Source organism: Hufsiella arboris (assembly GCF_009834875.1).
Taxonomy (GTDB): Bacteria; Bacteroidota; Bacteroidia; order Sphingobacteriales; family Sphingobacteriaceae; genus Hufsiella_A; species Hufsiella_A arboris.
In genome coordinates, this window is the sequence record NZ_WVHT01000009.1 from 115,021 (window position 1) to 140,863 (window position 25,843).

The 25,843-nt window shown below is 42.1% G+C and carries 25 protein-coding genes; 11 read left to right on the forward strand and 14 right to left on the reverse strand.

Annotated features, from left to right (window positions below; all coding sequences use genetic code 11):
• Positions 1–272: 272 nt before the first annotated feature.
• The gene (locus GS399_RS17220) at positions 273–761 is read right to left on the reverse strand and encodes a DUF5606 family protein (RefSeq protein WP_160845894.1); all 489 of its coding nucleotides are present in this window, start codon (positions 759–761) and stop codon (positions 273–275) included.
• 6 nt (positions 762–767) lie between these two features.
• Complete coding sequence (locus GS399_RS17225; protein WP_160845895.1) at positions 768–1,205, reverse strand: peptidylprolyl isomerase; 438 nt, start codon at positions 1,203–1,205, stop codon at positions 768–770.
• Between the two features lie 368 nt (positions 1,206–1,573).
• On the opposite strand from GS399_RS17225, the gene GS399_RS17230 reads away from it, so the two are divergent.
• Positions 1,574–2,755, forward strand: coding sequence for an asparagine synthetase B (locus tag GS399_RS17230; RefSeq protein ID WP_160845896.1), 1,182 nt, complete (start codon positions 1,574–1,576; stop codon positions 2,753–2,755).
• Between the two features lie 233 nt (positions 2,756–2,988).
• On the opposite strand, the gene GS399_RS17235 is transcribed toward GS399_RS17230, so the two are convergent.
• The 3 genes from GS399_RS17235 to lpxK are packed head-to-tail and all read right to left on the reverse strand — an operon-like array spanning position 2,989 to position 6,895.
• The gene (locus GS399_RS17235) at positions 2,989–5,040 is read right to left on the reverse strand and encodes a putative porin (RefSeq protein ID WP_160845897.1); all 2,052 of its coding nucleotides are present in this window, start codon (positions 5,038–5,040) and stop codon (positions 2,989–2,991) included.
• 3 nt (positions 5,041–5,043) lie between these two features.
• Positions 5,044–5,862 (reverse strand): purine-nucleoside phosphorylase, encoded by an 819-nt coding sequence (locus tag GS399_RS17240; RefSeq protein WP_160845898.1) that lies wholly within the window; start codon positions 5,860–5,862, stop codon positions 5,044–5,046.
• Positions 5,834–6,895, reverse strand: coding sequence for a tetraacyldisaccharide 4'-kinase (lpxK, locus tag GS399_RS17245; protein ID WP_160845899.1), 1,062 nt, complete (start codon positions 6,893–6,895; stop codon positions 5,834–5,836). The genes GS399_RS17240 and lpxK overlap by 29 nt, the downstream gene beginning before the upstream one ends.
• Before the next feature lie 96 nt (positions 6,896–6,991).
• Here lpxK and GS399_RS17250 point away from each other — a divergent pair, with 96 nt between their 5' ends.
• Complete coding sequence (locus GS399_RS17250) at positions 6,992–7,597, forward strand: DUF4142 domain-containing protein (protein ID WP_160845900.1); 606 nt, start codon at positions 6,992–6,994, stop codon at positions 7,595–7,597.
• A gap of 148 nt (positions 7,598–7,745) precedes the next feature.
• Positions 7,746–9,380, forward strand: coding sequence for an L-glutamate gamma-semialdehyde dehydrogenase (pruA, locus tag GS399_RS17255; RefSeq protein WP_160845901.1), 1,635 nt, complete (start codon positions 7,746–7,748; stop codon positions 9,378–9,380).
• Between the two features lie 52 nt (positions 9,381–9,432).
• On the opposite strand, the gene can is transcribed toward pruA, so the two are convergent.
• The 3 genes from can to GS399_RS17270 form a co-directional block, all read right to left on the reverse strand.
• Positions 9,433–10,104 carry a carbonate dehydratase gene (gene can / locus GS399_RS17260; RefSeq protein WP_160845902.1) on the reverse strand — a complete coding sequence of 224 codons (672 nt, stop codon included), beginning with the start codon at positions 10,102–10,104 and terminating at the stop codon, positions 9,433–9,435.
• Positions 10,094–11,689 carry a SulP family inorganic anion transporter gene (locus GS399_RS17265; protein ID WP_160845903.1) on the reverse strand — a complete coding sequence of 532 codons (1,596 nt, stop codon included), beginning with the start codon at positions 11,687–11,689 and terminating at the stop codon, positions 10,094–10,096. Before GS399_RS17265 ends, can begins: the two co-directional genes overlap by 11 nt.
• Positions 11,690–11,763: 74 nt before the next feature.
• Positions 11,764–12,087 carry a hypothetical protein gene (locus GS399_RS17270; protein WP_160845904.1) on the reverse strand — a complete coding sequence of 108 codons (324 nt, stop codon included), beginning with the start codon at positions 12,085–12,087 and terminating at the stop codon, positions 11,764–11,766.
• Positions 12,088–12,197: 110 nt separating this feature from the next.
• On the opposite strand from GS399_RS17270, the gene GS399_RS17275 reads away from it, so the two are divergent.
• Both GS399_RS17275 and GS399_RS17280 read left to right on the forward strand, forming a co-directional pair.
• Positions 12,198–13,742 carry an acyl-CoA carboxylase subunit beta gene (locus GS399_RS17275; protein ID WP_160845905.1) on the forward strand — a complete coding sequence of 515 codons (1,545 nt, stop codon included), beginning with the start codon at positions 12,198–12,200 and terminating at the stop codon, positions 13,740–13,742.
• Positions 13,743–13,830: 88 nt separating this feature from the next.
• Entirely contained in the window at positions 13,831–14,235 is a 405-nt protein-coding gene (locus GS399_RS17280) for a GNAT family N-acetyltransferase (protein WP_160845906.1), read from the forward strand.
• Here the strand turns inward: GS399_RS17280 and GS399_RS17285 are convergent.
• On the reverse strand, positions 14,232–14,951 hold the full coding sequence (locus tag GS399_RS17285) for an RluA family pseudouridine synthase (RefSeq protein WP_160845907.1): 720 nt from the start codon (positions 14,949–14,951) through the stop codon (positions 14,232–14,234). The two genes, GS399_RS17280 and GS399_RS17285, sit on opposite strands and share 4 nt — an antisense overlap.
• A gap of 21 nt (positions 14,952–14,972) precedes the next feature.
• Positions 14,973–15,788: a 3-methyl-2-oxobutanoate hydroxymethyltransferase gene (gene panB, locus GS399_RS17290; protein WP_160845908.1), complete on the reverse strand. Its 816-nt coding sequence runs from the start codon at positions 15,786–15,788 to the stop codon at positions 14,973–14,975.
• 241 nt (positions 15,789–16,029) lie between these two features.
• Here panB and carA point away from each other — a divergent pair, with 241 nt between their 5' ends.
• The gene (gene carA, locus GS399_RS17295) at positions 16,030–17,133 is read left to right on the forward strand and encodes a glutamine-hydrolyzing carbamoyl-phosphate synthase small subunit (RefSeq protein ID WP_160845909.1); all 1,104 of its coding nucleotides are present in this window, start codon (positions 16,030–16,032) and stop codon (positions 17,131–17,133) included.
• 79 nt (positions 17,134–17,212) lie between these two features.
• Here the strand turns inward: carA and GS399_RS17300 are convergent, their stop codons facing one another.
• The gene (locus GS399_RS17300) at positions 17,213–17,611 is read right to left on the reverse strand and encodes a DUF7793 family protein (protein WP_160845910.1); all 399 of its coding nucleotides are present in this window, start codon (positions 17,609–17,611) and stop codon (positions 17,213–17,215) included.
• Between the two features lie 98 nt (positions 17,612–17,709).
• Here GS399_RS17300 and GS399_RS17305 point away from each other — a divergent pair, with 98 nt between their 5' ends.
• From GS399_RS17305 to GS399_RS17325, 5 genes are all read left to right on the forward strand, one after another.
• Positions 17,710–18,471, forward strand: a complete 762-nt coding sequence (locus tag GS399_RS17305; RefSeq protein WP_160845911.1) for an ABC transporter ATP-binding protein — start codon at positions 17,710–17,712, stop codon at positions 18,469–18,471.
• Positions 18,472–18,493: 22 nt separating this feature from the next.
• Positions 18,494–19,597, forward strand: a complete 1,104-nt coding sequence (locus GS399_RS17310) for an ABC transporter permease (protein WP_160845912.1) — start codon at positions 18,494–18,496, stop codon at positions 19,595–19,597.
• Positions 19,598–19,681: 84 nt separating this feature from the next.
• Positions 19,682–20,398, forward strand: a complete 717-nt coding sequence (locus tag GS399_RS17315) for a DUF2490 domain-containing protein (RefSeq protein WP_160845913.1) — start codon at positions 19,682–19,684, stop codon at positions 20,396–20,398.
• 116 nt (positions 20,399–20,514) lie between these two features.
• The gene (eno, locus tag GS399_RS17320) at positions 20,515–21,810 is read left to right on the forward strand and encodes a phosphopyruvate hydratase (RefSeq protein ID WP_160845914.1); all 1,296 of its coding nucleotides are present in this window, start codon (positions 20,515–20,517) and stop codon (positions 21,808–21,810) included.
• A gap of 59 nt (positions 21,811–21,869) precedes the next feature.
• Positions 21,870–22,208 (forward strand): FtsB family cell division protein, encoded by a 339-nt coding sequence (locus GS399_RS17325; protein WP_369410131.1) that lies wholly within the window; start codon positions 21,870–21,872, stop codon positions 22,206–22,208.
• Between the two features lie 5 nt (positions 22,209–22,213).
• Here the strand turns inward: GS399_RS17325 and GS399_RS17330 are convergent, their stop codons facing one another.
• The 3 genes from GS399_RS17330 to GS399_RS17340 all read right to left on the reverse strand — a co-directional run bounded on the left by GS399_RS17330 (position 22,214) and on the right by GS399_RS17340 (position 25,779).
• Positions 22,214–24,301, reverse strand: coding sequence for a hypothetical protein (locus GS399_RS17330; RefSeq protein ID WP_160845915.1), 2,088 nt, complete (start codon positions 24,299–24,301; stop codon positions 22,214–22,216).
• A 140-nt stretch (positions 24,302–24,441) separates the two neighbouring features.
• Positions 24,442–25,188, reverse strand: coding sequence for a 3-oxoacyl-[acyl-carrier-protein] reductase (gene fabG, locus GS399_RS17335; protein WP_160845916.1), 747 nt, complete (start codon positions 25,186–25,188; stop codon positions 24,442–24,444).
• A 60-nt stretch (positions 25,189–25,248) separates the two neighbouring features.
• Positions 25,249–25,779, reverse strand: coding sequence for a cupin domain-containing protein (locus tag GS399_RS17340; RefSeq protein WP_160845917.1), 531 nt, complete (start codon positions 25,777–25,779; stop codon positions 25,249–25,251).
• Positions 25,780–25,843 lie beyond the last annotated feature (64 nt).

Here is a 25,843-nt window from a genome sequence, read left to right on the forward strand (position 1 = left end):
GCAATGAATCAACGGTTTTAAACCCGACATAAGTGGAAAGTCTTGAAGTTGAAGTAATGACAATTAAAGCAATACCATTCAGTTCAAGCTTGAAACATTGGCGGGACTATCGCAACCGAAAATCGAAGAGCCTTGCTTTCCAAATAATTTAGCTTCAACTCTACAGAAAGCTATAAGATTAAAAAGCTCTTGCTCCAGCTATAAAAGCGTTTATATATTCATAAAAAAAGCGATGATCTCTCACCGCTTCTGTTATTCCTGTTTTCAGCTACTTATTTAGCTTTCGCCTTCGTTTTTGCAGGCTTCTCAGCTTCAGGCTCTGTTACAACTTCTTCTTCTGTCTCTGGTGCATTATCTTCAGCGTCAGCCGTTGCAGGCTCTTCTGTAAACAAAGGCAATTCCTTAATGATATTGAACCAGGTAACGATCTTTTTCATATCCGAAGCATAAACCCGCTCTTCATCATGCTCAGGAGCTACTTCCCTGAAATATACTCTTAAAGTTTTACCATCAGCTTTTTTAATATCCGGAACAGCGCTGCCATCCTTCATGTTATTAAAAATCTCAGGCAACTTCAAGTCGCTGTCTTCACCAAAAACTGTGATATCTTCCAGCGATGCCAGTTTAGCGGTCGATAGATTCACTACCAGCTTCAGTTTCTGAGCATCCAGGCTTTCGAGTACAAAACCCGATTTGTTCTGACCGATAACTTTAAACAATCCCGGCTTGCCCGAAACCGCCACTACTCCTCTTAAATTCATAGCTGCTTATTCTTCGATTATGTCAATACCTAAAATCTTGTCGCCCTGGCGGATGTCATCAACAACGTCAACGTTTTCAACTACTTTACCGAAGCAGGTATGATTGCGATCCAAATGCGCTGTATTGTTGCGGCTATGGCAAATAAAGAATTGTGAACTTCCGGTATCGCGGCCAGCATGAGCCATTGATAATACGCCACGGTCGTGATACTGGTTGCCACCATCTAGCTCACATTTAATACGTGTTCCTGATCCTCCGGCACCTGTTCCGGTTGGGTCGCCGCCCTGAATTACAAAATCAGGGATAACACGGTGAAATGTCACTCCGTCATAAAAACCTTCTTTAGCCAGTTTTAAAAAGTTGGCAACAGTGTTTGGTGCGTCCTGATCGTAAAATTGTACGGTCATGTCGCCTTTTTCTGTTTTTATAATCGCTTTGCTCATAATCAAATTTGATAAGGGGCCAAAGTTAAAAATTAAGGATTGAAGATAAAAGGATTAAAGAAGAATGTGGTTGATAGTTTACAGCTGATAGTCGGCGAGACCGAAAGTCCGGAAGTTAGCTGACTGCTGATACCTGAAAGCTGATTGCTCGATAGTCTGTAAGACCATGAGTCGGAAAGTTAGTTAAGGGGGTCATGGTTGATAGTTGATGGCTCATAGCTAATGGCTGATACCTGATGCTCATAGCTGATACCTTTTTCATACCTTTAACTTACATAATTCGTTAGTTTGTTATGCTAAAATGGCGTCTTACCTTCCTGTTGATAATTTGCTGCTTAGTCGGCCGCTCGGCATCGATTCTTATTCCAATGGACGAGGAACAAAAAAATCATCTAAAAGCGTACGGTATCACCTACTGGGTTTTAAAAAATGGCGAGGAGGCAGACTGGCTGCTTAATTACCGCGGGGGGAGCTTTTTAATGAAATATGCACAAGCTATTGAAAACGAGTTAAAGATTCGTGGCGTGTCATACGAAGTGATTGCCGATGCGAAAGTAACCGCAATTTTAAACCAGATTAATGATCCTGAAGTTAATATGGATATGGTGAAACTGGAAAAAGCACCAAAAATTGCCGTCTACACTCCAAAAAATAAGCTACCCTGGGACGATGCCGTTACCCTTGTTCTGACTTACGCCGAAATCCCTTACGATAAAGTTTACGACGAAGAAATACTAAAAGGCGAACTGCCAAAATACGACTGGCTTCATCTGCATCACGAAGATTTTACCGGGCAGTACGGCCGGTTCTGGTCGGCATTCAGAACAGCGAGCTGGTACCAGGAGGACGTAAGGTTACAGGAAGCTACCGCAAAAAAACTGGGGTTTCAAAAGGTTTCTCAAATGAAGCTCGCCGTGGCAAAGGCTATCCGTGATTTTACATCCGGCGGCGGTTTTTTATTTGCCATGTGCTCCGGTACCGACAGCTTTGATATTGCCCTGGCGGCAGATGGCGTGGATATCTGCGAAAGCATGTTCGATGGTGATGGTGCCGACCCGAATGCGCAGTCAAAACTTGATTTCGGCAAAACCTTCGCCTTCCAGAATTTCCGGCTCGACCTGAATCCAGCCAATTACGAATTTTCCAATATTGACGTAACACCAACCCGTAACCTCGATCGTACGGAAGACTTTTTCACACTGTTTGATTTTTCGGCAAAATGGGATATCGTACCAACGATGCTGACACAAAATCACGACAAGGTGATCAAAGGTTTTATGGGCCAAACAACTGCTTTCCGTAAGTCGCTTATTAAACCCGATGTATTGATCATGGGCGAAACCAAAACGTCCGACGAGGCCCGATATATCCACGGCGAATTCGGCAAAGGGCAATGGACTTTTTATGGCGGCCACGACCCGGAAGATTACCAGCACGCAGTCGGCGACCCACCAACCGACCTGAGCCTGCATCCCAACTCACCGGGCTATCGCTTAATACTTAATAATATTTTATTCCCTGCCGCGAAGAAGAAAAAACAGAAAACGTAGCAAAGCAATTTCACTATCTGAAGTCGACCTAAAAATCGTGATTCAGGTCTGCAAAGCCGACGAAGGAATGCCATAACGGCAATAGACCCGACATTCGCGGAAAGCTTTAATGATGTATAACAGATGATATATTCTTGTCAATCACCTTAAGCTTGCAGCATTGGCGGGACTATGGGGACAGATCAGCGATACATTTGCTCTCCACTCCCTCGACATTTTTTAGAGATATTCTTTTAATTATAAAAATTCCATCTCACCCCGAACGTCAGCAAACCCTTCTGCATCGGATAACGGTTAACGGTATAAAAGCCTTTAGAGAAAAGCCCTTCGTTAGCGTAGTTATATTTCACAAAAAGATTCGCCCGCTTAAGCGTTGCTTTCAGCCAGGGATCGAAAACAGGATAACTGGAAAATTCAGTAGCCGAGATATCGTTGTAAAACTGGCTGGTATTTAAATCATAAGCCGGAGCAGCATAGGGCGTATTAAAACGCGCATCAACTCCAAGGGTTGCCTTTAGAACTTTGAATACTGGTGTTGAAAAATAAAGACTTCCATATCCATAAAATTCAGGGATGCGCAGCAGCGCACGGGAATCTGTTTTTTGGTAAGCCACAAACGTATTAAAGCCAAACTTGCCAAAGGTGAAGTTTTTGCCGGCGCTGATCTTCAGTAAATTAATATCCGACGATTCCTGGAAAGGATTGATCTTTCTCGGAAGGTAAGTTTCCGCGTAATACAGGTAATTACTAACCAGGTAATACTCCGCTTTGGCTGAAAAACTGTATTTCGGATTTTCGTACAGAAATGAGAGGTTGGTCGTTTTGGTTCGGTCGAAGTTATTGTCCCAGCTATAAAACTGGTAATTAACCTTTTCATACAACTGTTCAGGCGATTTATTGAGCATGTAGGCTCCAAGAACAATACGCCCAACCGAGCGGCTGAGAAGAAAATTTGTATTAGCCTCATATAAAAAGTCACCTGCATTTTCGCCCTGCGCTATCTGGCTAAGCTTGCCGACAATATTTACACGATCGCTGAAACGGTATCCAACGTTTGCCTGTAAGGTAATATTCTGGAAATTCTTTTTATACTGCATTTGCCGGTACCAGTATATGTCGTAAAGCAGCCCAAGATCAAGCTTCAACTCATTTTTTATGAACTTAACTGATTTGCCTCTCAGGTAAAAGCTGTAGAAGAATTCGCTGTGCAAGTTCTTTACTTCCGTTGAATCATTTGTTATTTGAGTGATCCCGTCGTCAGGGATCAGATCTGGTAAGGCGTCATAGTTATCCGGCTCATTTCGATAGAACTTATAGCGGTTCCGTGAATATTGTAAAGTGTACGAAACGCGCTGCGTTGGCAATACGCTCGAAACAGTATCATTTCCTGCGCTGTCAATCCGGCCGATAAAATAACTTTGCCGAATAAAAAAGGTGCTGTTGCGCCAGGTCTGCCGCGGTTGATCAGCCCTCGTTCCCTGCAACTTTACGTCGGTATAAGAACCTGAAAGTGATTCGGAACTTGTAAATAAAGAGTCGTTAATTACCGAACCATTTTCAGCTGCCTTCAATGTATTCCATATTACGTTTGCCTGCAAATTATATCGCTTTTTAGGCGACTCGTACCAGGTAAACAAAGCGATGTTGGTGTGATTTGGTTGTTGGTTGGTATAAAAACCATTGCCGCCAATGCGATTATAGTTGGCACCAATGTTCCAGTTTGGCTTGATGTTCTGCGAATGTATTACCTGGAACAATTGCTGCGCCTGGCCGCCATTCACGTAATACAGCGAGCTAAAAGGTGAGCGTGCCCGGTAATATTTCAAGGAATCTTCTGTCAACAAATACATATCCAGGTTATGAAAGCCTGCATCAAAACCGATATTTTTTCGCGGAGTAAATAGCATATACCGGTAATCGAGTCCCATGTTTCCAAGGTTCATAGTCGGCGTCTCCGGTTGAAAAAGAGGATTATAATTTTCGAAATTCCGGTCAGTTGTGTCAATCGGTATCGTCTTGGTGCTATCGCTTAATAACCCAATATTTGTATAACGGATATATTTTGCCGTGATAACCACCGTATCATTTTGCCCTTCTTCCCGTTTACGTAATGAGTCGATTTCCGCTCCGGGATCTTTAGGTGTTTGATTGGGTGGAGGTTGTGGTGCAGGCTGTACAACCTGTGCGCTCACCTGCGAAGCTGATAATGAAATTAACATCACGCCGGCGATAAACAGGACATATTTAAGAGAACAAGAGAAGCTTTCTTTAAAGGTTGTTATCATGCATTAATTCAGCGATGCGATCAGCTCTTTTAAAACAGTTGTCATTTTGGGCTCAGCTTCGGTAGCTACGTTGATAATTTCTTCAACCGACACCGGCTCTAATACGTCGTGGAAACCTTCGTCGGTAATAACTGAAACCGCAAACACAGGCACTTGCATATGGTTTGCTACAATCACTTCCGGCACGGTACTCATCCCAACCGCATCTCCTCCGATAATACGCAAGTAACGATACTCCGCACGGGTTTCGAGATTTGGTCCGGGAACAGAAACATATACGCCCTGGTGGCAGGCAATGCCATGTTTTGCAGCGATCTCTATTCCGTGGCCAATCAGGTCTTTGTCGTAGGGACTGCTCATATCCGGGAACCGCGGACCAAGTTCATCAAAATTTCGTCCCCTGAGGGGATTCTCCCCCTGCAGGTTTATGTGATCATTGATGATCATCAGATCGCCCGTTTTGATCGCAGGATTCAGTGAACCGCTGGCATTTGAAACAAATAGTTTTTTTATGCCAAGCATTTTCATCACGCGGACAGGTAAAGTGATCTGCTGCATACTGTAGCCTTCATAATGATGCAAACGGCCCTGCATTGCCACAACTTTTTTGCCGCTGAGTGTTCCGAATATCAGTTTTCCTGAATGAAATTCAAGTGTGGAGATAGGAAAATCAGGAATGTTCGAATACATTAACTGGTGTTCAACCTCAATTTCGCGAACAAGAGCTCCAAGGCCCGTTCCGAGGATTATACCAATTTCCGGCTCGAAATCACCAACTCTCTTTTTTATATATTCAGTTGTTTTGTAGATAGTTTGCAGCATAATTCACAATCAAGTTATCGAATCTTTCCCTTTCCGGCAGATGGATCACTGCACGTACAGGAAGATAATAAACCGGAAGATCTTTTAAAAGTTCAGCAATTTCCGGATCTTTTAAGCGCTGAGCGTCTTTTTCTGTTGTCAGGATGATTTTATCTGTAGCACCCGTCGTATTAAACAGATTTGCAAGTTTAGCAATATTTTTTGTGGTAAAGGGATGATGATCGGCATATTGAACGTGCGCTATATGGCTGGTAAATTCATGTAGTTTCGCTACCAGCGGGTCCGGGTTTGCAATGCCTGTTAATAAAACAAGATGAGTATCAGTACCGATTGACGATAATGCCTTGGTTTGCACCTGGTAAACACCTTCCATATCTGCATAATCCAGGTAAGAAAAAAACAGTTCCTGGCCGGCAACGGGTTTTATCCTTTTAAAGATTTTTTCCCTTGCATTTTGAGACAGCGCTGGTGGAGTTTTTGTAACCACAATAACATCTGCCCTGCTTTTTCCACTCATTGGTTCGCGCAAATCACCGGCCGGAAGCAACATTTGTAAGTCGAATAAGCGCGTGAAATCAAAAAGCAAAATGCTTAAACCTGGTTTTACGTACCGGTGCTGGTAGGCATCATCAAGTAAAATTACGCTTGCTTTTTCCTTCAAAAAATTAATACCTGTAACACGATCTTCGCAAACGGCAACAGTTATATCAGGCATATTATTTTTCAGTTGAACGGGCTCATCGCCGCCATTTGCAGCGCTTGTTTCTCCAGTAATTTCCAGAAATCCTTTTGTATTACGCCCATATCCCCTGCTTAATGTTGCGATATGATAATCATTTTTGAGAAGCCGCGCGACATATTCGGTCATAGGGGTTTTTCCGGCGCCGCCTACAGCCAGGTTTCCGACAGAAATAACGGGAAGATTAAATGACGTCGAACGTAAAATTTGCCGGTCGAACAGATAGTTTCTTATCACAACGATCAATCCGTAAATCAAAGAAAAGGGCCACAGCGCCCTGCGAAGAAACTTCATGCTGTAAAAATAAAAAACTCGTTTAAATGGCCCGCATCATGCACTAAAACTTATCGCCGCGGCTGCTTGTTTAAATTCTTAATCAATGATACACCTATGAAAAAATATCTTATTATTCCGCTTGTTTTGGCGACAATCTGTCAGCAAGCGTGTAACAATCAGCAAAAGAAAGATAGCGTTGAAAGCGCCGAAGCTGTTAACGATAGTACGGCGAACGTAAAGGAAGACGATTCCGAGTTTATGACGAAGGCAGCCAGCGGCGGCATGCTTGAAGTTGAGCTCGGAAAACTGGCACAGGAAAAAGGAGCTTCGTCACGCGTTAAAAATTTCGGAGCAATGATGGTAAAAGATCACACCAAGGCCGGCGACGAATTGCAGGTATTGGCAAAAACTAAAAATGTGACTTTACCACAAACACTAGGCAAAGACCACCAGGATATGTTCGACAAACTGAAAAACGAAAAAGGTATCGACTTTGATAAAGAATATATGAAGATGATGGTTAGCGATCATAAAGAAGACATTGAAGAATTTAACGATGCAGCAAAAGAAGGCAAAGACGCCGACGTAAAGGCTTTTGCAAGTAAAACCCTTCCTGTACTTACTATGCACCTTGATTCTGCCAAAGCAATTAACGATGCGGTAATGAAAATGACCGATAACGCTGTTACCAGCGGCAGCAAAAAATTCCCAGACCATTAGCGCGATACATACGCCAAGCTCTGAATATCTGAAAAAGTGCCGATCGCTGCTTGGGATACGTCTCGCAGAGCGCATTTTGAAGTATTAATGACTCGCATAATTTATAACCGGCTTATATATTGCTTACCTTTGCGCCAAATTTTTCATTATGCTTAAAGGATTTTTTAATGTTCCACAGCCGGTTAATGAACCGATTTTAAATTATGCACCTGGAAGCAAGGAACGCGAATTGTTGAAACAAGCTTTACGCGATGCCCGTTCGGCGGAAACTGAGGCGACCCTGCATATTGGTGGTAAAAAAATAAAAACAGACAAAAAGGTAGCCATGCGGCCTCCGCATGACCATCGCCATATTTTAGGCCATTTTTATATGGGCGATAAATCTCACGTCCAACAAGCCATAGATGCGGCACTTGCTGCAAAAAACTCCTGGGAAAATCTTGCATGGGAACAACGTGCAGCTATATTCTTGAAAGCTGCGGATCTTATTGCCGGACCATATCGTTATAAACTGAACGCGGCAACCATGCTCGGTCAGTCAAAAAATGCGTTCCAGGCCGAAATCGATTCAGCCTGTGAAATCATAGATTTTCTGCGTTTCAATGTAAAGTACATGGCCGATATTTATGCGCAGCAGCCACCTGTTTCTCCGCGGGGAAGCTGGAACCGGGTCGAGCAACGGCCATTGGAAGGATTTGTATTCGCACTAACTCCGTTCAATTTTACTGCCATTGCCGGAAACTTGCCTTCCTGCGTTGCGATGATGGGAAATGTGGTGGTTTGGAAACCTGCTGATACCCAGATCTACGCTGCTAATCTCATTATGGAGATTTTTAAAGAAGCTGGTTTGCCCGACGGCGTGATCAACCTGGTATATGTCGATGGGCCTGAAGCCGGAGAAGTTATCTTCAATCACCCTGATTTTGCAGGAATCCATTTCACCGGATCGACGGCTGTTTTTCAAAATATATGGAAAACAATAGGAAACAACATTCACAAATACAAAACATATCCTCGAATTGTAGGCGAAACCGGCGGCAAGGATTTTATTTTAGTCCATCAATCGGCTGATGTAAATGTAGCTGCAACAGCTATCGTTCGCGGAGCTTTTGAATACCAGGGGCAAAAATGCTCAGCTGCTTCAAGGGTTTATATTGCCAGATCAGTTTGGCCGGAGATTAAAAAACTCATGATTGATGATTTATCGACATTAAAAATGGGGCCTGTCGAGGATTTTTCAAATTTTGTTAATGCCGTGATTGACGAGCGTTCGTTTGATAAACTTGCTAAATACATTGACGCGGCAAAAACTGATGGCCAGGTCGAAATAATCGCTGGCGGTAATTATAACAAGTCTGAAGGTTATTTCATTGAACCAACCGTCATTGTCGCAAATAATCCGAAGTATGTTACGATGTGTGAAGAACTATTCGGACCAGTGTTAACGGTGTTCGTTTATGAAGACGCCGATTACGAAGCGACACTTGAGGTAATCGATAATACGTCAATATACGCCTTAACTGGTGCCATCATCGCACAGGACCGTTATGCTATCGACAAAGCGACTCATGGATTACGCAACGCTGCAGGTAATTTTTACATCAACGATAAATGTACCGGAGCTGTTGTTGGTCAGCAGCCTTTCGGAGGCGCACGTGGATCAGGAACAAACGACAAAGCAGGATCGATGATTAATCTTCTGCGTTGGGTTTCTCCAAGAACTATTAAAGAAACTTTTGACCCGCCAAAAGATTATAGATATCCATTCTTGCAAAACGACTAATAAAAAGAAAAGGGAACCGATTTGGTTCCCTTTTCTTTTTATTTTGAAGTATTTACGACATAGTAAAAACACTGCCGAGGTTGTTGCTGCTTGAGCTGCTCACCTCCATGTCTTTTATCAAGCCAGTCGATATATCGATTATCCAGCCATGTACTTCCAGATCTGTCCGCTGTTTCCAGGCGTTCTGAATAATTGTTGTTTTACACAGATTATTAACCTGCTCAACCACATTTAGTTCAACCAGCCTCTTGATACGCTCATCATTGTCGGTGATTGCGTCGAGTTCAGCGCTATGTAAGCGGTAAACGTCTTTAATATGACGAAGCCAGTTGTCTATCAATCCGTATTGTTGATTACCCATTGCTGCCGCAACGCCACCGCAGCCATAATGTCCGGCAACAATCACATGCTTAACTTTTAAAACGTTTACAGCATAATCCAGCACACTCAACATGTTCATATCTGAATGCACACAAACATTGGCAATGTTCCGGTGCACAAAAACATCGCCCGGCTTGGTACCTGTCAATTGATTAGCAGGCACGCGACTGTCGGAACAGCCAATCCAGAGAACTTCCGGTTTTTGCCCTTTTGCCAGGTTGGTAAAGTATTCTGGATCGATATCTTTTTGCTCTTTTACGAATTTCTGATTTCCTTCTTTTAGTAATTGGTAAGTATTCTGATGGCCCTGGCCATTTGAATTTATGTTTTCGCTAGCTGACATTTTGATTCTTTTTTTTGGGTGTATAAATAAGTTCTTTTAGTGAGGGAACATCGTAATGATCTTTTACATTGACCAATTGAACGATAATTCCTTTTGTGTGCGCATGATGCTTAAAGTTCTTTATTATTTCGAGCACATCCATATCAATAAATCTTGAGTTCGTGCCATCAATAATAACTGTTGATTCTTTCGGCAAGTGTGTTAGCGTGTATTGAATCGCGGCTTTATTTAAAAATGAAACTTCTTCTGCAAGGCGTATTTTGATATCCCCTTCTCCGTTGATATTGTAAAAATAAGGATTCCGCAGATTGGTTCGAAGTATAAAGAATATTCCAATTAACATACCAATACCTACGCCTGTAAGCAGATCGGTAAAAACTACAGCTAAAACAGTTACCACAAACGGAATAAACTGATCCTTTCCATGTTTCCATAATCTAACGAACAAAGATGGATTTGCGAGTTTATATCCCGTAAACAACAGAATGGCCGCCAGACATGAAAGCGGTATCATGTTAATCAAGCCCGGAATAAGCAATAATGATACAAGCAGCCACGTACCGTGAAAAATTGCGCTCATCTTGGTCCTGGCGCCTGAATTTACGTTTGCTGAAGAGCGGACAATTACGGATGTCATAGGCAGGCCGCCAAGTAATCCGCTTACAATATTGCCGGTTCCTTGCGCGAAAAGCTCCCGGTTTGTAGGTGAAACACGTTTAATAGGATCTATTTTATCTACGGCTTCCAGGCTAAGCAAAGTTTCCAAACTTGCTACGATGGCGATCGTTATCGCAACTATCCAAACATCTTTATTGGCAAGTGCCTTAAAATTTGGAAACGTAAACAATCCGGTAAATTCATTGAAGGAGTTCACAACCGGAATAGATACCAGCTGATCGTCATGGAGTCGCAGGCTGGTATTTTTAAACAGAAAAGAGAGTGCAATACCCAGCACCACCACTAATAAGGCAGCAGGAACGCCACTTACTTTTTTAATTTTCGGCCAGTATATAAGTGTAATCAATGAAATGATACTGATTATTACGGCTCCGAAATTCACTTTTGAAAGTGCCGAACCCAAGGCCGACAGCGTATTATTATCGCTTTGAATAAAGCTTTCATCGCCTTCAAAATCCGCGTCATAGCCGACGGCGTGCGGAAGCTGTTTTAGTATCAGGATTATACCGATAGCGGCCAGCATGCCTTCAATAACCGCTGAAGGAAAATAATTTGCAATGGTTCCCGCCCTTATAAAGCCCAATATTATCTGGAATATCCCAGCAAGGACAACGGCAAGAAGAAAGGTATCGAAAGCACCCAACTTGGTTATGGCGCCTAATACAATCACTGTTAAACCAGCAGCAGGACCGCTTACACTCAACTCAGAGCCGCTTAAGGACGCTGTTACAATTCCACCGATAATTCCGGTTAAAATTCCTGAAAAAAGAGGCGCGCCGGAAGCCAGGGCAATACCCAGGCACAATGGCAGGGCAATTAAAAAAACAACGATACTTGAAGGAAGATCCCGCTTTAAATTCTTAGCCAGAAAATACTTTTTGATCGATCGGGATGATCTGTTAGTCATATAAAATGCAATTAGTTAATTCCAATAAAATTCCTTTCCGCGCAGATTCTACGGGAAAACTTAGTAATGACTAATTAGCAGTTGGGAGGAGGAGTGGGAACAGATGGGTAAAATGCTTGCACATGAATTTTTGCATCTTCAGGTATCGATTCCAGAATCAATACGCTGTGAACCAGGTTGAAATTAAAATGTTGGAAATCCTGGTTAATTTCTTTAGCTGTCGGAGCTTTTTTTACAGTTTCAGAATCGTTCTCAAGTTCAAGCTGCATAATAACGGCATTTACCGCTTTTTTGTCGAAGCTTGAAGCAATCAACGGTGCAGCAGAGGCTATCATCTTTACGAAAAAGATGAAAAGGAATAAAGCACTGCAATATTTTCTACCGGCCTCTGAGTTCATTTGACAGATCACAAAATTATAAAAGTTGACGCATTTACAAAGCTTAAATAGTATTTATGATGTTACGAACAGTATATTTACAATAAACTGATTTTCACAGCAGCGTATAAATGAGCTTTAAAAATAAGGAACAATTATCTCAAAAAATCAATGAAGCCCTTTTAGGCGGCGGTCAGCATCGGATCGACAGCCAGCATAAAAAAGGAAAGCTTACAGCCCGCGAACGTATTCATTTTTTACTTGATGAAGGCTCTTTTGAAGAGATTGGGATGCTGGTTACTCATCGCTCTACCGATTTTGGCCTGGACAAAGAAAAGTATCCTGGCGACGGTGTCGTAACAGGCTACGGACATATTAACGGCAGGCTTGTATATGTTTTTTCGCAGGATTTTACTGTGTTTGGCGGCTCTCTTTCTGAAACTCATGCAAATAAAATTTGCCGGGTAATGGATATGGCCCTTCAAAACGGAGCTCCGGTAATTGGCCTGAACGATTCGGGAGGAGCACGTATCCAGGAAGGCGTGAGTTCATTAGGTGGATATGCTGATATATTTTACCGCAATACGATGGCTTCAGGCGTTGTACCGCAGATATCTGCTATCATGGGGCCATGCGCCGGCGGAGCAGTATACTCTCCGGCGATTACTGATTTTACATTGATGGTTGAAAACACGTCGTACATGTTTGTTACGGGACCGAACGTAGTTAAAACAGTAACCCACGAACAGGTAAGTTCAGAGGAACTTGGCGGCGCCTTTACACATGCTACCAAATCGGGGGTAACTCATTTTACCTGTGCAAACGAAGTGCAGGCTATTACTTATATAAAAAAACTGCTGAGCTTCATGCCCCAAAATTGTGAAGAGGAGCCTTTTCAGTTGCCATATACAGCTACAGAAGAGCTGAGACCTAACCTTAACACAATTTTACCTGATAATGTATCACAGCCTTATGACGTAAGAGATGTGATTAGCCAGGTTGCTGATACTGAATCATTTTTTGAAGTTCATAAAGATTTCGCAGAAAATATAGTTATTGGATTCGCCAGGCTCGCTGGAAAAAGTATTGGAATAGTTGCCAATCAACCCATGACACTTGCCGGTGTTCTGGATATCCATGCATCGAAAAAAGCTGCAAGATTTGTTAGATTCTGCGATTGCTTTAACATTCCTTTGCTCGTTCTCGAAGATGTTCCCGGGTTCCTGCCAGGCACCGACCAGGAGTGGAACGGCATAATTACCAACGGAGCGAAGTTGCTCTATGCGTTTTGCGAAGCGACGGTTCCGCGAATTACAGTAATTTTAAGAAAGGCTTATGGTGGCGCATATGATGTGATGAATTCGAAACACATTGGTGCCGACATGAATTATGCATGGCCGAATGCTGAAATTGCTGTTATGGGCGCAAAAGGCGCCGCTGAGATTATTTTCAAGCGGGAAATTGCCGGCGCTGCAGATCACCAGCAAAAATGGCAGGAAAAGGAAGCTGAGTACTCCGAGATTTTTGCCAATCCTTATCGCGCCGCGGAACGTGGTTTTATTGATGAAGTTATAGAACCCGCTGAGACACGTAATAAACTCATAAAAGCCTTTAAAATGTTAAATAAGAAAGTAGTAAACAATCCGCGTAAAAAACATGGCAATATACCTTTGTAATTAAAGAGTTAAAAAGATGTGAATTTTTGCGGCTGCCAAAACTTTCAATAAAAAAGCACTGTTGTTTCACCATTAACTCCTTTTCACCATGGTTATCATCCAACCAATCCACGTTAAGCAGGCTTGGCCAATCAGGCACCGCCTTATGACCCCCGAAAAAGACCGGCAGTCATCCTTACCCAAGGACGAACTTGGCGATCACTTCGGACTATTCGAAAATGATGAGCTGGTAAGCGTAGGTTCGATTTACCGCGACGGAGCTCTGGCCCAGTTCCGCAAATTTGCTACTGTAGAGGAAAAACAGCGCCAGGGATATGGCACACAGCTTTTAAGCCATGTGATAGACTATTGCAAAACACAGGGAATAAAAAAAGTGTGGCTTAACGCGAAAGAGAAGGATCTGCACTTTTATCAAACGCTTGGTTTTACAACAACAGACACTACCTTTAAAAAAGACGAGATCAATTTCTTTGTTGTCGAACGCGAAATTTAACCGAATACTTCGAATCGCTCCCAGAAACCATCTTGTGGAAGCGGGGCAAATATATTCACCGGTTCGTTTTTAACCGGATGAATAAAGTGCAGTTTTCTGGAATGCAGGCAAATACTTCTTTTTAAACTGCCTCTCGGATATCCATATTTATTATCGCCAACAATTGGGCATCCCATCGTTGAAAGCTGAACCCTGATCTGATGCGGCCTTCCGGTTATCGGGTCTACCTCAATAAGGTAATACCCGCCCAGTTCACCTATTAGTTTGTAATTTAATTCTGAGCGTAAGCTGCCGGGAACCTCACGATCATGTGCCTTCGTCACATTCTTCTGTGGATTTTTTACCAACCAGTGCACCAGGTTTCCTTCCGTTTTCGCAGGCTTGTTACGCACTACAGCCCAGTAAGTTTTTTTCATCTCCCGGTTTTTAAACATCCTGTTAATCCGATCGAGAGCCTTGCTGGTTTTGGCAAATAGTATGATACCGCTCACGGGCCTATCAAGCCTGTGCACAACGCCGAGAAAAGCGCCGTTTGGTTTGTCATATTTTTTAGCCAAGTAGGCTTTAACCTTTTCGTCAAGCGGCACGTCACCGGTTTCATCAACCTGGACGATCTCCCCCGCCCTCTTATTGATGCTGATCAGATGATTATCTTCATATAAAACATCTTTATCAGTTATTTCAGGCAGCTGTTTATTCGTATTTCCTTTAGTCATGCTCCTCCTACCCGATATCACTTAATATTGTTCGTTTTCCGATGGGAAATTACCGCTTTTAACATCGGTAATATAAGAATCAACGGCTCCTTTAATTTCTTCAAACAAATTTAAATACTGACGTAAAAAGCGAGGTTTAAAGCCTTTTGTAAGGCCAAGCAGATCATTAATCACCAGCACCTGTCCATCGCAGCCTGAGCCCGCCCCAATTCCGATTGTCGGAATTTTAAGCGAAGAACTTACTTCTGTCGCTAATGCAGCGGGGATTTTCTCCAAAACGATAGAAAAGCAACCCGCTTCCTGAAGGATCTGCACATCTGCTTTTAACTTATTTGCCTCCTGTTCTTCCTTCGCACGTACAGTATAAGTTCCAAATTTATAAATCGACTGTGGCGTTAAACCTAAATGTCCCATAACAGGTATGCCAGCTGTAATAATACGCTCTACCGATTCTCGTACCTCTGAGCCACCTTCGAGCTTAACGGCATGCGCTCCCGATTCCTTCATAATACGTATCGAGGAATTTAAAGCTTCTTTTGAATTACCCTGGTAAGCACCAAAAGGCAGATCAACAACCACCAGCGCACGTTTGCACGCCCTTACAACCGACGAGGCATGATAGATCATTTGATCAAGCGTTATCGGCAAGGTGGTTTCATATCCAGCCATCACGTTTGACGCCGAATCACCAACAAGTATCACATCAATACCAGCCGCTTCTACAATACTGGCCATCGAATAATCGTAGGAAGTGAGCATGGCGATTTTTTCGCCTTTTGCCTTCATATCCTGGATCGTATTGGTTGTAATACGGCGTACTTCTTTATTTACTGACATAGTTTAGCAAGTAAAATTTCACCAAAAGTAGTAAATGTTATCAGGTTCGTATTTAAAATTTAGTTATTGTTTATCCCGTAAATCTGAGCATTTTTATTACTTTTGTCCCCCGTGAAAATTGAAGTAACCAACTTCAGTGTGCTGAGTGTGATTAACGGAATATATTCCGCTTCCACGCGTTTTTTCCAGCTTTTTCGATTCAGAACATTTCTATTTCCTAACAACATTTTGGTAAGAATTCATGACAACTAACTACATCAAGCTGCCGGCAATTTTGTTACTCGAGGATGGTACAGTTTACCACGGCAAGGCTGCCGGAAAAATCGGTACTACTACCGGCGAAATTTGCTTTAACACCGGTATGACCGGTTACCAGGAAGTATTTACTGACCCTTCTTATTTCGGCCAGATCCTGGTTGCTACCAATTCGCACATTGGGAATTATGGAATCCTGGATGATGAAGTTGAGTCGGGAAGTATAAAAATTTCAGGGCTGGTTTGTAAAAATTTCAATATCGCTTTCAGCCGTAGAATGTCGCAGGAGTCTATCCAGGATTATTTTCAAAAAGAAAATATTGTAGGAATTTCAGATATCGATACCCGTTCTTTGGTTCGTCATATTCGCGACAAAGGCGCAATGAATGCAATTATTTCTTCTGAAATACTCGACATCGATGAATTAAAACGAAAACTTGCCGAGGTGCCTTCAATGGACGGATTGGAACTTTCATCTAAGGTTTCGACCGCAGAACCTTACTATTACGGCAACGAGGATAGTAAAACACGTGTTGCGGTGCTCGACCTTGGTGTAAAAAAGAACATTCTTCGCAACTTCGATCACCGGAATATTTATGCTAAAGTATTCCCTGCTAAAACCAAATTTGAAGAAATGGAAGCATGGGGTGCCAAAGGCTACTTCATTTCAAATGGCCCAGGTGATCCTGCAGCGATGCCTTACGCAATTGAAACGGTAAAAGAAATTCTTGAAGCTGACAAGCCATTGTTCGGCATTTGCCTCGGACACCAGTTGCTGGCACAAGCAAACGACATACGTACAAAAAAGATGTTTAACGGGCATCGTGGTTTAAATCACCCTGTTAAAAATATCATCATTGATCATTGCGAGGTAACTTCTCAAAATCATGGCTTCGGCGTGGTGAAAGAAGATATTGAAAAGTCGGATAAAGTTGAGGTTACGCACATCAACCTTAATGATGGATCAATTGAAGGAATTCGCGTAAAGGGTAAAAAAGCTTTTTCCGTGCAATACCACCCGGAATCGTCTCCTGGCCCGCATGACTCAAGATACCTGTTTGATCAGTTTGTTGATATGATCGAAAATTAAAATAAACGAAAGCCGGCTTGTCCGGCTTTTTTTATTGGAACCTGTTATAAACCGATATTTCTAAGTCCATAGTCATCTTCTATAAAAAGCCCTTTAACCACTCAACAGCATCTTGGTCGTTAGCAAAACTTTTCATCGGAATTGGTGGCGAATTTACTTTGAACAGGATATTCATTATAAACTTCGCTAAACCACTACCAGAAACCATGGCCATCGCCGAATAAATTTCCGGAAGTTTTTCAGTGGAGAGCTTTCGGGTCGCCTTATCGGGTATGGGCGACTTTGCAAGGTAAATGAGCAGCGGTACAGGTTTATTATCCGTCAGTTGTTTTACAAGCGCTACATTTCCGGAGATATTTTCTACTGTTCGCCTGACACTTTTTGACAGGGAAACCAATATTCCTTCGTCAGTGAACCAATAATCGGCAATTTCCGCTTTATAAATCTCGCGGTCTGACGGTGGTTTATGTAGTATCATACATACCATTTTAATTCGCAAACAAATTACATTAAATAATTCCCAATTTTTCGGAGCAACTTCATGGATATATCACACGAACACCTCACTTTTGCCTAATGGCAAAACCAATCATCCAGGTAAATAACCTTGTGAAAAAATACAACGATTTCACAGCTGTTAATTCCATAAGTTTTGAAGTAATGCAAGGCGAAATATTCGGCCTCCTGGGACCAAATGGCGCGGGAAAAACTACAACGCTGGAGATTATGGAGACCTTACGCGAAAAAACATCAGGCAGCGTAATAATAAACGGCGTAGATCTTGACTCCGATCCCGATTCAATAAAACATATTATTGGTGTCCAGCTGCAGTCGGCAGGTTATTATCCTAATTTAAATCTTAGCGAACTGATCGAGCTTTTTTCGGGCCTCTATGGAATTTCAGTAAAACCCATCGAATTACTTGAAAAAGTTGCATTGGTGGACAAGGCAAAAGCAAAATATAAGGAGCTGTCCGGCGGGCAAAAGCAGCGTTTTTCTATCGCAACAACTTTGATCAATCAACCAAAAATCATTTTTCTCGATGAACCAACTACAGGCTTGGATCCGCAGGCCAGGCGAAATCTGTGGGATCTTATCCAGGAAATAAGGAGCTCGGGAACAACCATCGTAATCACCACACACTATATGGATGAGGCGGAGGTTCTTTGCGATCGTGTGGCCTTCATCGACGCAGGAAAAGTAATCGGAATTGATACACCCGACCACTTCATAGATCAATTAGTCGCTTCTGGTTTTGAGCGCAAAAAAGAAGTTAAAAAGGCGAATCTTGAAGACGTATTTATTACTCTGACAGGCAAAGAATGGCGCGAGTCATAAAAATCAATAATAAGTAAGATACATGGACAATTCTACAAAATCATATAGTAATCTTAAAGCAACGCTGGCAATGGCAAAAGCCAGTTTTCGCTCAATATTGCGAAGCCCTTCGGCAGTTGTTTTTAGTTTAGCTTTTCCTCTAATCTTTATTCTTGTTTTCGGCTTCATTGGCGGCGGTGGAATCAAAATCGATGTAGGAGTTGATAAAGCTTCAGATTTAACCAACCCGATTTTCATGGCGCTAAAAAACGTAAGCGTCATACATTTAATTGAAGACCAATCCGAAGAAGAGATGAACAGCAACTTGTCGAAAGGCCGGCTTGACGCGATCATTAATATTCAAAAAAATGCCGCAATGCCTCCCTTTACAGTAAACGTTCAATACACTAAAGCATCCCTTTCGAACGGAAATATCCTCAAATCTGTACTGAATAACATATTGTACAAAGTAAATACCCGTTCGGGAAATGCACCACCACCAGTCGCCGAGTTAAAAGAAACTACCGTAGAAGGCAGGACATATAAAACGATCGACTTTATTTTGCCTGGCCAGCTGGGTTTTTCGCTGTTGAGCAGCGGAGTTTTCGGCACAGCTTTCGTTTTCTTAAGCCTGCGGTTAACATTGGTCATCAAACGCTTTTTCGCTACACCGGTAAAACGTTACAGCATCGTGCTGGGAGAAGCCATTGCCCGGATCGCATTTGCTTTACTTGGCGCGTTATTCATAATTTTAATCGGGCACTTTGCTTTCGGATTTACGTTAATACATGGCTTTGTGACGGTCATAAACATGCTTATTTTGTCCGCCATCGGACTCATTGTTTTCATGGGATTTGGGTTTACCGTCTCCGGAATCGCAAAAAATGAAAGCACAATTCCGCCCATAGCTAATATTATAACTTTACCGCAATTTTTGTTGTCGGGTACATTCTTTTCTATCAGTGCATTCCCGTCCTGGTTACAACCTATCAGCAGGGCACTTCCGCTTACTTATCTAAACGATGGCATGCGGAAAATTGCCTTTGAAGGCGCGGGTTTAATGGATATCAAGCACCAATTACTTATTCTGTTTATATGGGGTATTGGAATTTATGCACTCGCTGTAAAGGTTTTCAAATGGGAATAATGTTTGAATGCCTCGACTAATTCGCTATCTAACGCTTAACATTCAGTTAACATTGGCTTAATATCTTCGCGCAAATTTCAGGCGATGAAAAAATTAATCGGGTTTGTTGGTATGTGGTTGTTGTTCATTTCACAAAACGCATACAGCCAAAAATGGGGTACCTGGGGAATCGGATCGGTGGTTCTTCCGGCAAGTGAAAAAGGCTGGGGCGCATATATGGAGGCCCAGGTTCGTACAAACGCCGTATTCGACGAATTCCAGTATTACGAGGTAAAAGGTGGCATAAGCTACGATATCGACAAAAACTTTACGGCACTAATCGGTACGGGACGATATGAAACGTATGATTATCGCGACCTCGGTAAAGGACCCGTGATTGGTGAAACACGCTTATGGGAGCAAATGACCATTAACCAGTTCCTTAACCGGTTAAAATTTGAGCATCGGTACCGCATCGAACAGCGATGGCTAAACGGCGTATATCGTAACAGGTACCGATACCGGCTTAATCTGATCCTGCCGCTCAATAACGTGAAACTGCAGCCGAAAACATTTTTCGTAAACGCTTTTGACGAAATTTTTCTAAATAACAAAGCCCCGCGTTTTGAACGTAACAGAATATCTGCCGGCTTGGGGTACCAGGCCACCAAAACATGGATCTTCCAGGCAGGATGGCTAAACCAAACCAACTTCTCGTTAACAGAGGGAATAGGAAAAAACAACCTGATGATGACTGTCATTTACAGGATCGACCGTAAAAAGCAATCGCCGAACGAGCATTTGCCTACGCATAATGATTAATTCGTAATTTAGTTTTGTGGTTCATATCAAAATCTTAATTTTGGATGCAATCCTGATAGTGTAGTGTCTACACTATCACATTAACATAGTTATAAATTCTCTTAGAATAAATTACCATGAGTTTAATTTTAGATGTACACGCCCGCCAGATTTTGGATTCACGGGGCAACCCTACTATTGAGGTAGACGTAGTGACCGAGAACGGTATTATTGGCCGTGCGGCTGTTCCTTCAGGAGCGTCAACAGGCATGCACGAAGCTGTTGAACTTCGCGATAATGATAAATCTGTTTACCAGGGCAAGGGTGTATTAAATGCGGTTAAAAATGTAAATGAAACGTTAGCACCTGAACTAAAAGGAATCGACGTTTTTGAACAAAACGCCATTGATAAACTCATGAACCAGGTTGATGGGACGGAGAATAAAGGCAAAATGGGCGCTAATGCCATTTTAGGTATTTCACTGGCCGTTGCAAAAGCAGCAGCGCAAGAAAGCCGTCAGCCGTTATACCGGTATGTTGGCGGTGTCAATGCGAATACCCTTCCGATTCCATTAATGAACATTCTTAACGGAGGAGTTCACGCTGATAATAAAATCGATTACCAGGAATTCATGATCATGCCGGTTGGAGCAGAAAGCTTCTCACAGGCATTAAGAATGGGAACTGAAGTATTTCATACACTAAAGTCCGTTTTAAAGAAAAAAGGTTATTCAACCAATGTTGGTGATGAAGGCGGTTTTGCGCCGGATATTCAAAGCAACGATGAAGCAATTGAAACTGTTCTTCAGGCAATCGAAGCTGCAGGTTACCGTCCGGGTGAAGATATATTCATCGCGATGGATGCGGCGAGCTCTGAAATGTTTAACAAAGAAACCAAAACATACAGCTTTTATAAATCTGCACCGGACAAGATTCTGACAAGCGACGAACTTGTTGAATACTGGGCAGATTGGGCCAATAAATATCCGATTTTGTCTATTGAGGATGGTTTGGATGAAAACGACTGGGAAGGCTGGAAAAAATTAACCGATAAGATCGGAGATAAAGTTCAGCTGGTGGGCGATGATTTATTTGTAACGAATGTGAAATTCCTTCAAAAAGGAATTGATATGGGTGTTGCAAATTCAATACTTGTAAAAGTAAACCAGATCGGTTCATTAAGTGAAACCATTGATGCTGTAAGTTTAGCACAAAGAAATGCATACACGTCAATCATGAGTCACCGTTCAGGTGAAACCGAAGATTATACGATCGCTGATTTAGCTGTTGCTTTAAACTGCGGACAGATTAAAACCGGATCTGCTTCCCGTTCAGACAGGATCGCGAAATACAACCAATTACTTCGTATCGAAGAAGAACTTGGAAACAACGCAGTGTTTATCGGAAAGAACTTTAAGTTCCTTAAAAAGTAATCACTGTTAATAAGTTGAAAAACTAATTTGTAAAACATCCGGAGTTTTAAAACCTTCGGATGTTTTTTATTTTTGCTGCAATGGATCGTTTTATAAGTCTGCTAAAAAACAAATACTTTATTTTGTCGTCCGCATTTTTTGTGTGGATGCTATTTTTTGACCGTAACGATCTGTTATCTCAATATGAATATCGCTCGCAGTTAAATAAACTGAAAGAAGAAAAGGCTTTCTACATCAAAGAGACTGAGCAGGTTCGGAAAGACCTTGATGAATTGACGACCAATAAAGAGAGACTAGAAAAATTCGCACGCGAACGGTATCACATGAAAAAAGACAATGAGGACATCTACGTCATTGTAAAGCCAAAGCCGGAAAAAAGCGATTACTCAATCTTCTGACCTGGCTATAGAAGCCCTTCGCGTTTCCTGATAAACCATTCAGTTCCGAGAAGCAGCAGTACCAGCCCAAAAATCACTTTAAGATTAATCAGATCTTCGTAACGACGATTTTCATACGACACCGTCTTCACCAACTCGTTTTTTCTCAACAGCTCAGGTAATTTGCCAATCTCATTCGGATATATAAGTTGCCCGCTACTTTGGTTTGCCAGCGAGTATAAAAGCTGATGATTTGCTGTCGTCTGCATATATTCAGCGTTGTTTTCCGCGATAACGAATCGCCCTTTTGCCTGATGCGTTGCAATACCAAGCTTTGTTTGAGCTTCGTAACTATACTCGCCGGCAGGCAAAGTACCGGCGTCAAGGCGGTAAGAGGCACCCTCCCTTGAAAAAGTAAAGTTGTAATTTTTTCCGGCGCTTTTTATCGCTAACGAAACATCAGGAGTATTGACAAGCTCATATGCATCGTTATACAATTCGGCGTTAAAGACAACATTTTCATTCTCTTCAAACATACTTTTAGCAGGGTAAGCTTTAAACTTACGCCGGTCATTGCGCGCGGATAAGTACTGAATTACTTTTGAAACAAGTTCGTCAATTGCTTCATGGTTACCTTTCTGCTGAAAGTTCTCCAACCGCCAGCGCCAAATTCCCTCACCGGTTAGAATTGCAGTCCGATTGCGTGAATCATCAGCTACAAGTAATAGCGGACTATTGGTTTGCACACGACCAATCTGCTGGTTTAGTAGAACTGACGTTTGATCTTTAAGAGCGTAGTTTCCGAAAGGAGAAATCAACGGAGGTAAAGACGGTATCAATGCTTTGGTGTTATTACTCAGCCTGAAAACAAAAAAATTGTCGGCCAATACCGGCAATGTTTCCTGGCTGGTACCATTTGATACAATATTTAAGATTTTTTGTATTTGAGAAAACCGGGATGTATTACTCTGTGAACCGAGTATAAACCAAACGGGCTTTTCAGACAGCCTGTTATTTAGAAGCTGAAGATTATTTAACTGTGATGGCAATTGATGCAAAATAACCAGGCCTGCATCATTAAAATCCTTTATCTGAAAATCAGCCGCGAAATCAACTTTTACTTCGTAATTTTTATTCGATTCGATCGATTGCTTTAAGGCTCCTATATCCGGGTGCGGCGAATTCGCCAATATTAATATCTTTTGCTTTCCGTCGATAACTTCAACAAAAATGGCTCTCGCGTTATTTTTAAGCGACAATTCTGATGCAACCGGCGACAGGTTAAAAACAAATTTTTCTATACCCTTTTCGGAAGCAGGCAGGCTTAGCAAAACGGTTTGCTTGAAGTTATTTGACGTAATGCTGATTGGTCTAGATACAAGCCTTCCTCCCTTACCGGTTACAGTCAGGCTAGTTGATAACCCCTTGCATTGGTAAGCCTCGATGGTTACTTCGGCCTGAAACTGGTTACCGGAATAAACTATCGAATTATAATTAATATTCGAGATCAGCAGGTCGCGTTTAGGAATCGTATCCCCAAGAGCAATCGCATAGACAGCAGTTTTCAACTTTTCGGCCTCGTCCTGGGGATTTCCACCTTTGTTATAGATGCCATCGCTTGCTAATATTACCGCGCCGACATTACGGCCGCCGTACCGGTTATTGACATACTGAAAAACAGCGGACAAGTTGGTTTGCTGCTCTCTGAAATTAAAAGCCAGTCCCTCTCGAATTGCCGACCCGAAATTTACTTCTTCAACATCATATTCGCTTCCCAGTTCGCTCTTTATGTTTCTTAGGGCCGTTTCATAATCTTTCTTGTTGAAATTTGCAGCCTGAGAAATTTGCAACGACGCAGAGTTGTCCTGTGCGATAAGAACGAGCGGCTTTTCGACTGTTTTTTCAGTAAGTTTTAACGGGGGTGCAATCAGCAGAAAGGCAATAATCGAAACAGCAAGCGTACGAAATGCAAAAAGTAACCAGTCTTTTCGTTTGTTTCCTTCGTCTTTTTTCGGCAAACTATATATAACGAAGGCATAACCAGCGCCCAATGCCAGGCACAATAAGAGCCACAAAAAAGTAAAAACGGTAAACTGCAAAAATAAAAATGGCATACTCCTGAACGTAAATATGCCATTTTTATTGAAAGAATTTTATTCTATTTCAAAATTGGATTGCCTGGTTCGGTAATCTCTTCAAGAATAGAACTTGTCTCATTCCATTTTGATCTGCCTTAAAAGACGAATACAGGTTACTACAACATTCCGCCGTCGACAGGAATTACTTGTCCGGTAACGTAAGCACTCATATCTGAAGCAAGGAAAACACAAACGTTGGCAACATCCTCTGTTTCTCCCGCACGTTTTAAGGGAATATTTTTTTCCCATTCTTCCACCACTTTCTGATCCAGTACCTCAGTCATTTCGGTACGGATAAATCCGGGAGCAACAACATTAGAACGGATATTACGTGAGCCCAGCTCCTTGGCAACTGATTTTGAAAAGCCGATAATACCTGCTTTTGACGCAGCATAATTCGCCTGGCCGGCATTTCCCTGCACCCCGACAACCGAGCTCATATTAATGAATGAACCTTTACGATTCTTCATCATTATTTTTGAGGCCGCTTTTGTAACGTTGAAAATTGATTTCAGGTTTACATTGATCACGTCATCCCAGTTCTCTTCGGTCATGCGCATAAGCAATCCGTCTTTTGTGATACCTGCGTTATTGACAACGATATCAAGTGTTCCGAAATCGCTTACTATATCGTTTATTAGTTTTTCAGCTTCATCAAATTTCGATGCGTCTGACCGGTAACCTTTTACCTTGGTTCCGGCTTGCATCAGCTCTTCTTCAAGAGCCTGCCCCTTTTCTACGGAAGAAAGATATGTAAATGCAACATTAGCGCCTTCCTGTGCAAATTTTTCGGCTATTTTGCGACCGATTCCTTTAGACGCACCGGTAACCAATGCTGTTTTTCCTTCTAATAACTTTGCCATTTGTTTTTGTTTAGTCGCTACAAAGATTGAATTTTTTGTTTAATTCAAAAACGGCGGGTATTAATTCCAGCATTCTTTTAAATGGCCCTCGTTGCCATAAACCGGATCTAATTCAGGTGTATGAACCTTACTGATATTTTCATCTGCCTGGGGCCGTTCTGCATCATTGCCATAATTCATATCGTATTGCGCGCCATGCGGATAAGCGCCGACACAACTAAAATCATCGGTGCCACTTAGCTTTTTATGAGCAACTCCCGCCGGAATTATTACCACATCTCCTCTTGTTAGCACAATACATTTGCCATTGGGACCACCAAACTGAACATCAGCAGTGCCGCAAACAACTCCTAATACTTCGTGCGTTATACTATGGTAGTGATGATAATCGTAAATACCGTCAGTCCATGCGTTTGTCCAGTTATTCTCAGCAAAAATTTGTTTAACCGTGTCGTCGTTATCGTCCGGGTGAAGGAACAATGCTCCTTTGTATACTAATAATGGCATAGACTTATTATTCGGAAAATTTTCATCCTCTTCAAGAATTTCACTAACTAAATAAGCTTGCTGAATTATTTGTGATTTATCCATAAAGCAGTTTTAAAAGATAAAACGGAAAAGAGAAGTTTTTGATTTAGAATATGCAATCAAGCTA

Excerpts from the sequence above, each read along its gene's own strand:
- GS399_RS17235 (WP_160845897.1), bottom strand. The coding sequence starts at position 5,040 with ATGATAACAACCTTTAAAGAAAGCTTCTCTTGTTCTCTTAAATATGTC.
- eno (WP_160845914.1), top strand. The coding sequence starts at position 20,515 with ATGAGTTTAATTTTAGATGTACACGCCCGCCAGATTTTGGATTCACGG.
- GS399_RS17250 (WP_160845900.1), top strand. The coding sequence starts at position 6,992 with ATGAAAAAATATCTTATTATTCCGCTTGTTTTGGCGACAATCTGTCAG.
- can (WP_160845902.1), bottom strand. The coding sequence starts at position 10,104 with ATGTCAGCTAGCGAAAACATAAATTCAAATGGCCAGGGCCATCAGAAT.
- GS399_RS17300 (WP_160845910.1), bottom strand. The coding sequence starts at position 17,611 with ATGATACTACATAAACCACCGTCAGACCGCGAGATTTATAAAGCGGAA.
- GS399_RS17315 (WP_160845913.1), top strand. The coding sequence starts at position 19,682 with ATGAAAAAATTAATCGGGTTTGTTGGTATGTGGTTGTTGTTCATTTCA.
- GS399_RS17330 (WP_160845915.1), bottom strand. The coding sequence starts at position 24,301 with ATGCCATTTTTATTTTTGCAGTTTACCGTTTTTACTTTTTTGTGGCTC.
- GS399_RS17220 (WP_160845894.1), bottom strand. The coding sequence starts at position 761 with ATGAATTTAAGAGGAGTAGTGGCGGTTTCGGGCAAGCCGGGATTGTTT.
- GS399_RS17305 (WP_160845911.1), top strand. The coding sequence starts at position 17,710 with ATGGCAAAACCAATCATCCAGGTAAATAACCTTGTGAAAAAATACAAC.
- fabG (WP_160845916.1), bottom strand. The coding sequence starts at position 25,188 with ATGGCAAAGTTATTAGAAGGAAAAACAGCATTGGTTACCGGTGCGTCT.
- GS399_RS17325 (WP_369410131.1), top strand. The coding sequence starts at position 21,870 with ATGTTTTTTATTTTTGCTGCAATGGATCGTTTTATAAGTCTGCTAAAA.
- GS399_RS17310 (WP_160845912.1), top strand. The coding sequence starts at position 18,494 with ATGGACAATTCTACAAAATCATATAGTAATCTTAAAGCAACGCTGGCA.
- GS399_RS17265 (WP_160845903.1), bottom strand. The coding sequence starts at position 11,689 with ATGACTAACAGATCATCCCGATCGATCAAAAAGTATTTTCTGGCTAAG.
- GS399_RS17285 (WP_160845907.1), bottom strand. The coding sequence starts at position 14,951 with ATGACTAAAGGAAATACGAATAAACAGCTGCCTGAAATAACTGATAAA.
- lpxK (WP_160845899.1), bottom strand. The coding sequence starts at position 6,895 with ATGAAGTTTCTTCGCAGGGCGCTGTGGCCCTTTTCTTTGATTTACGGA.
- GS399_RS17230 (WP_160845896.1), top strand. The coding sequence starts at position 1,574 with ATGGACGAGGAACAAAAAAATCATCTAAAAGCGTACGGTATCACCTAC.
- GS399_RS17280 (WP_160845906.1), top strand. The coding sequence starts at position 13,831 with ATGGTTATCATCCAACCAATCCACGTTAAGCAGGCTTGGCCAATCAGG.
- GS399_RS17240 (WP_160845898.1), bottom strand. The coding sequence starts at position 5,862 with ATGCTGCAAACTATCTACAAAACAACTGAATATATAAAAAAGAGAGTT.
- carA (WP_160845909.1), top strand. The coding sequence starts at position 16,030 with ATGACAACTAACTACATCAAGCTGCCGGCAATTTTGTTACTCGAGGAT.
- GS399_RS17340 (WP_160845917.1), bottom strand. The coding sequence starts at position 25,779 with ATGGATAAATCACAAATAATTCAGCAAGCTTATTTAGTTAGTGAAATT.
- GS399_RS17225 (WP_160845895.1), bottom strand. The coding sequence starts at position 1,205 with ATGAGCAAAGCGATTATAAAAACAGAAAAAGGCGACATGACCGTACAA.
- panB (WP_160845908.1), bottom strand. The coding sequence starts at position 15,788 with ATGTCAGTAAATAAAGAAGTACGCCGTATTACAACCAATACGATCCAG.
- pruA (WP_160845901.1), top strand. The coding sequence starts at position 7,746 with ATGCTTAAAGGATTTTTTAATGTTCCACAGCCGGTTAATGAACCGATT.
- GS399_RS17270 (WP_160845904.1), bottom strand. The coding sequence starts at position 12,087 with ATGAACTCAGAGGCCGGTAGAAAATATTGCAGTGCTTTATTCCTTTTC.
- GS399_RS17275 (WP_160845905.1), top strand. The coding sequence starts at position 12,198 with ATGAGCTTTAAAAATAAGGAACAATTATCTCAAAAAATCAATGAAGCC.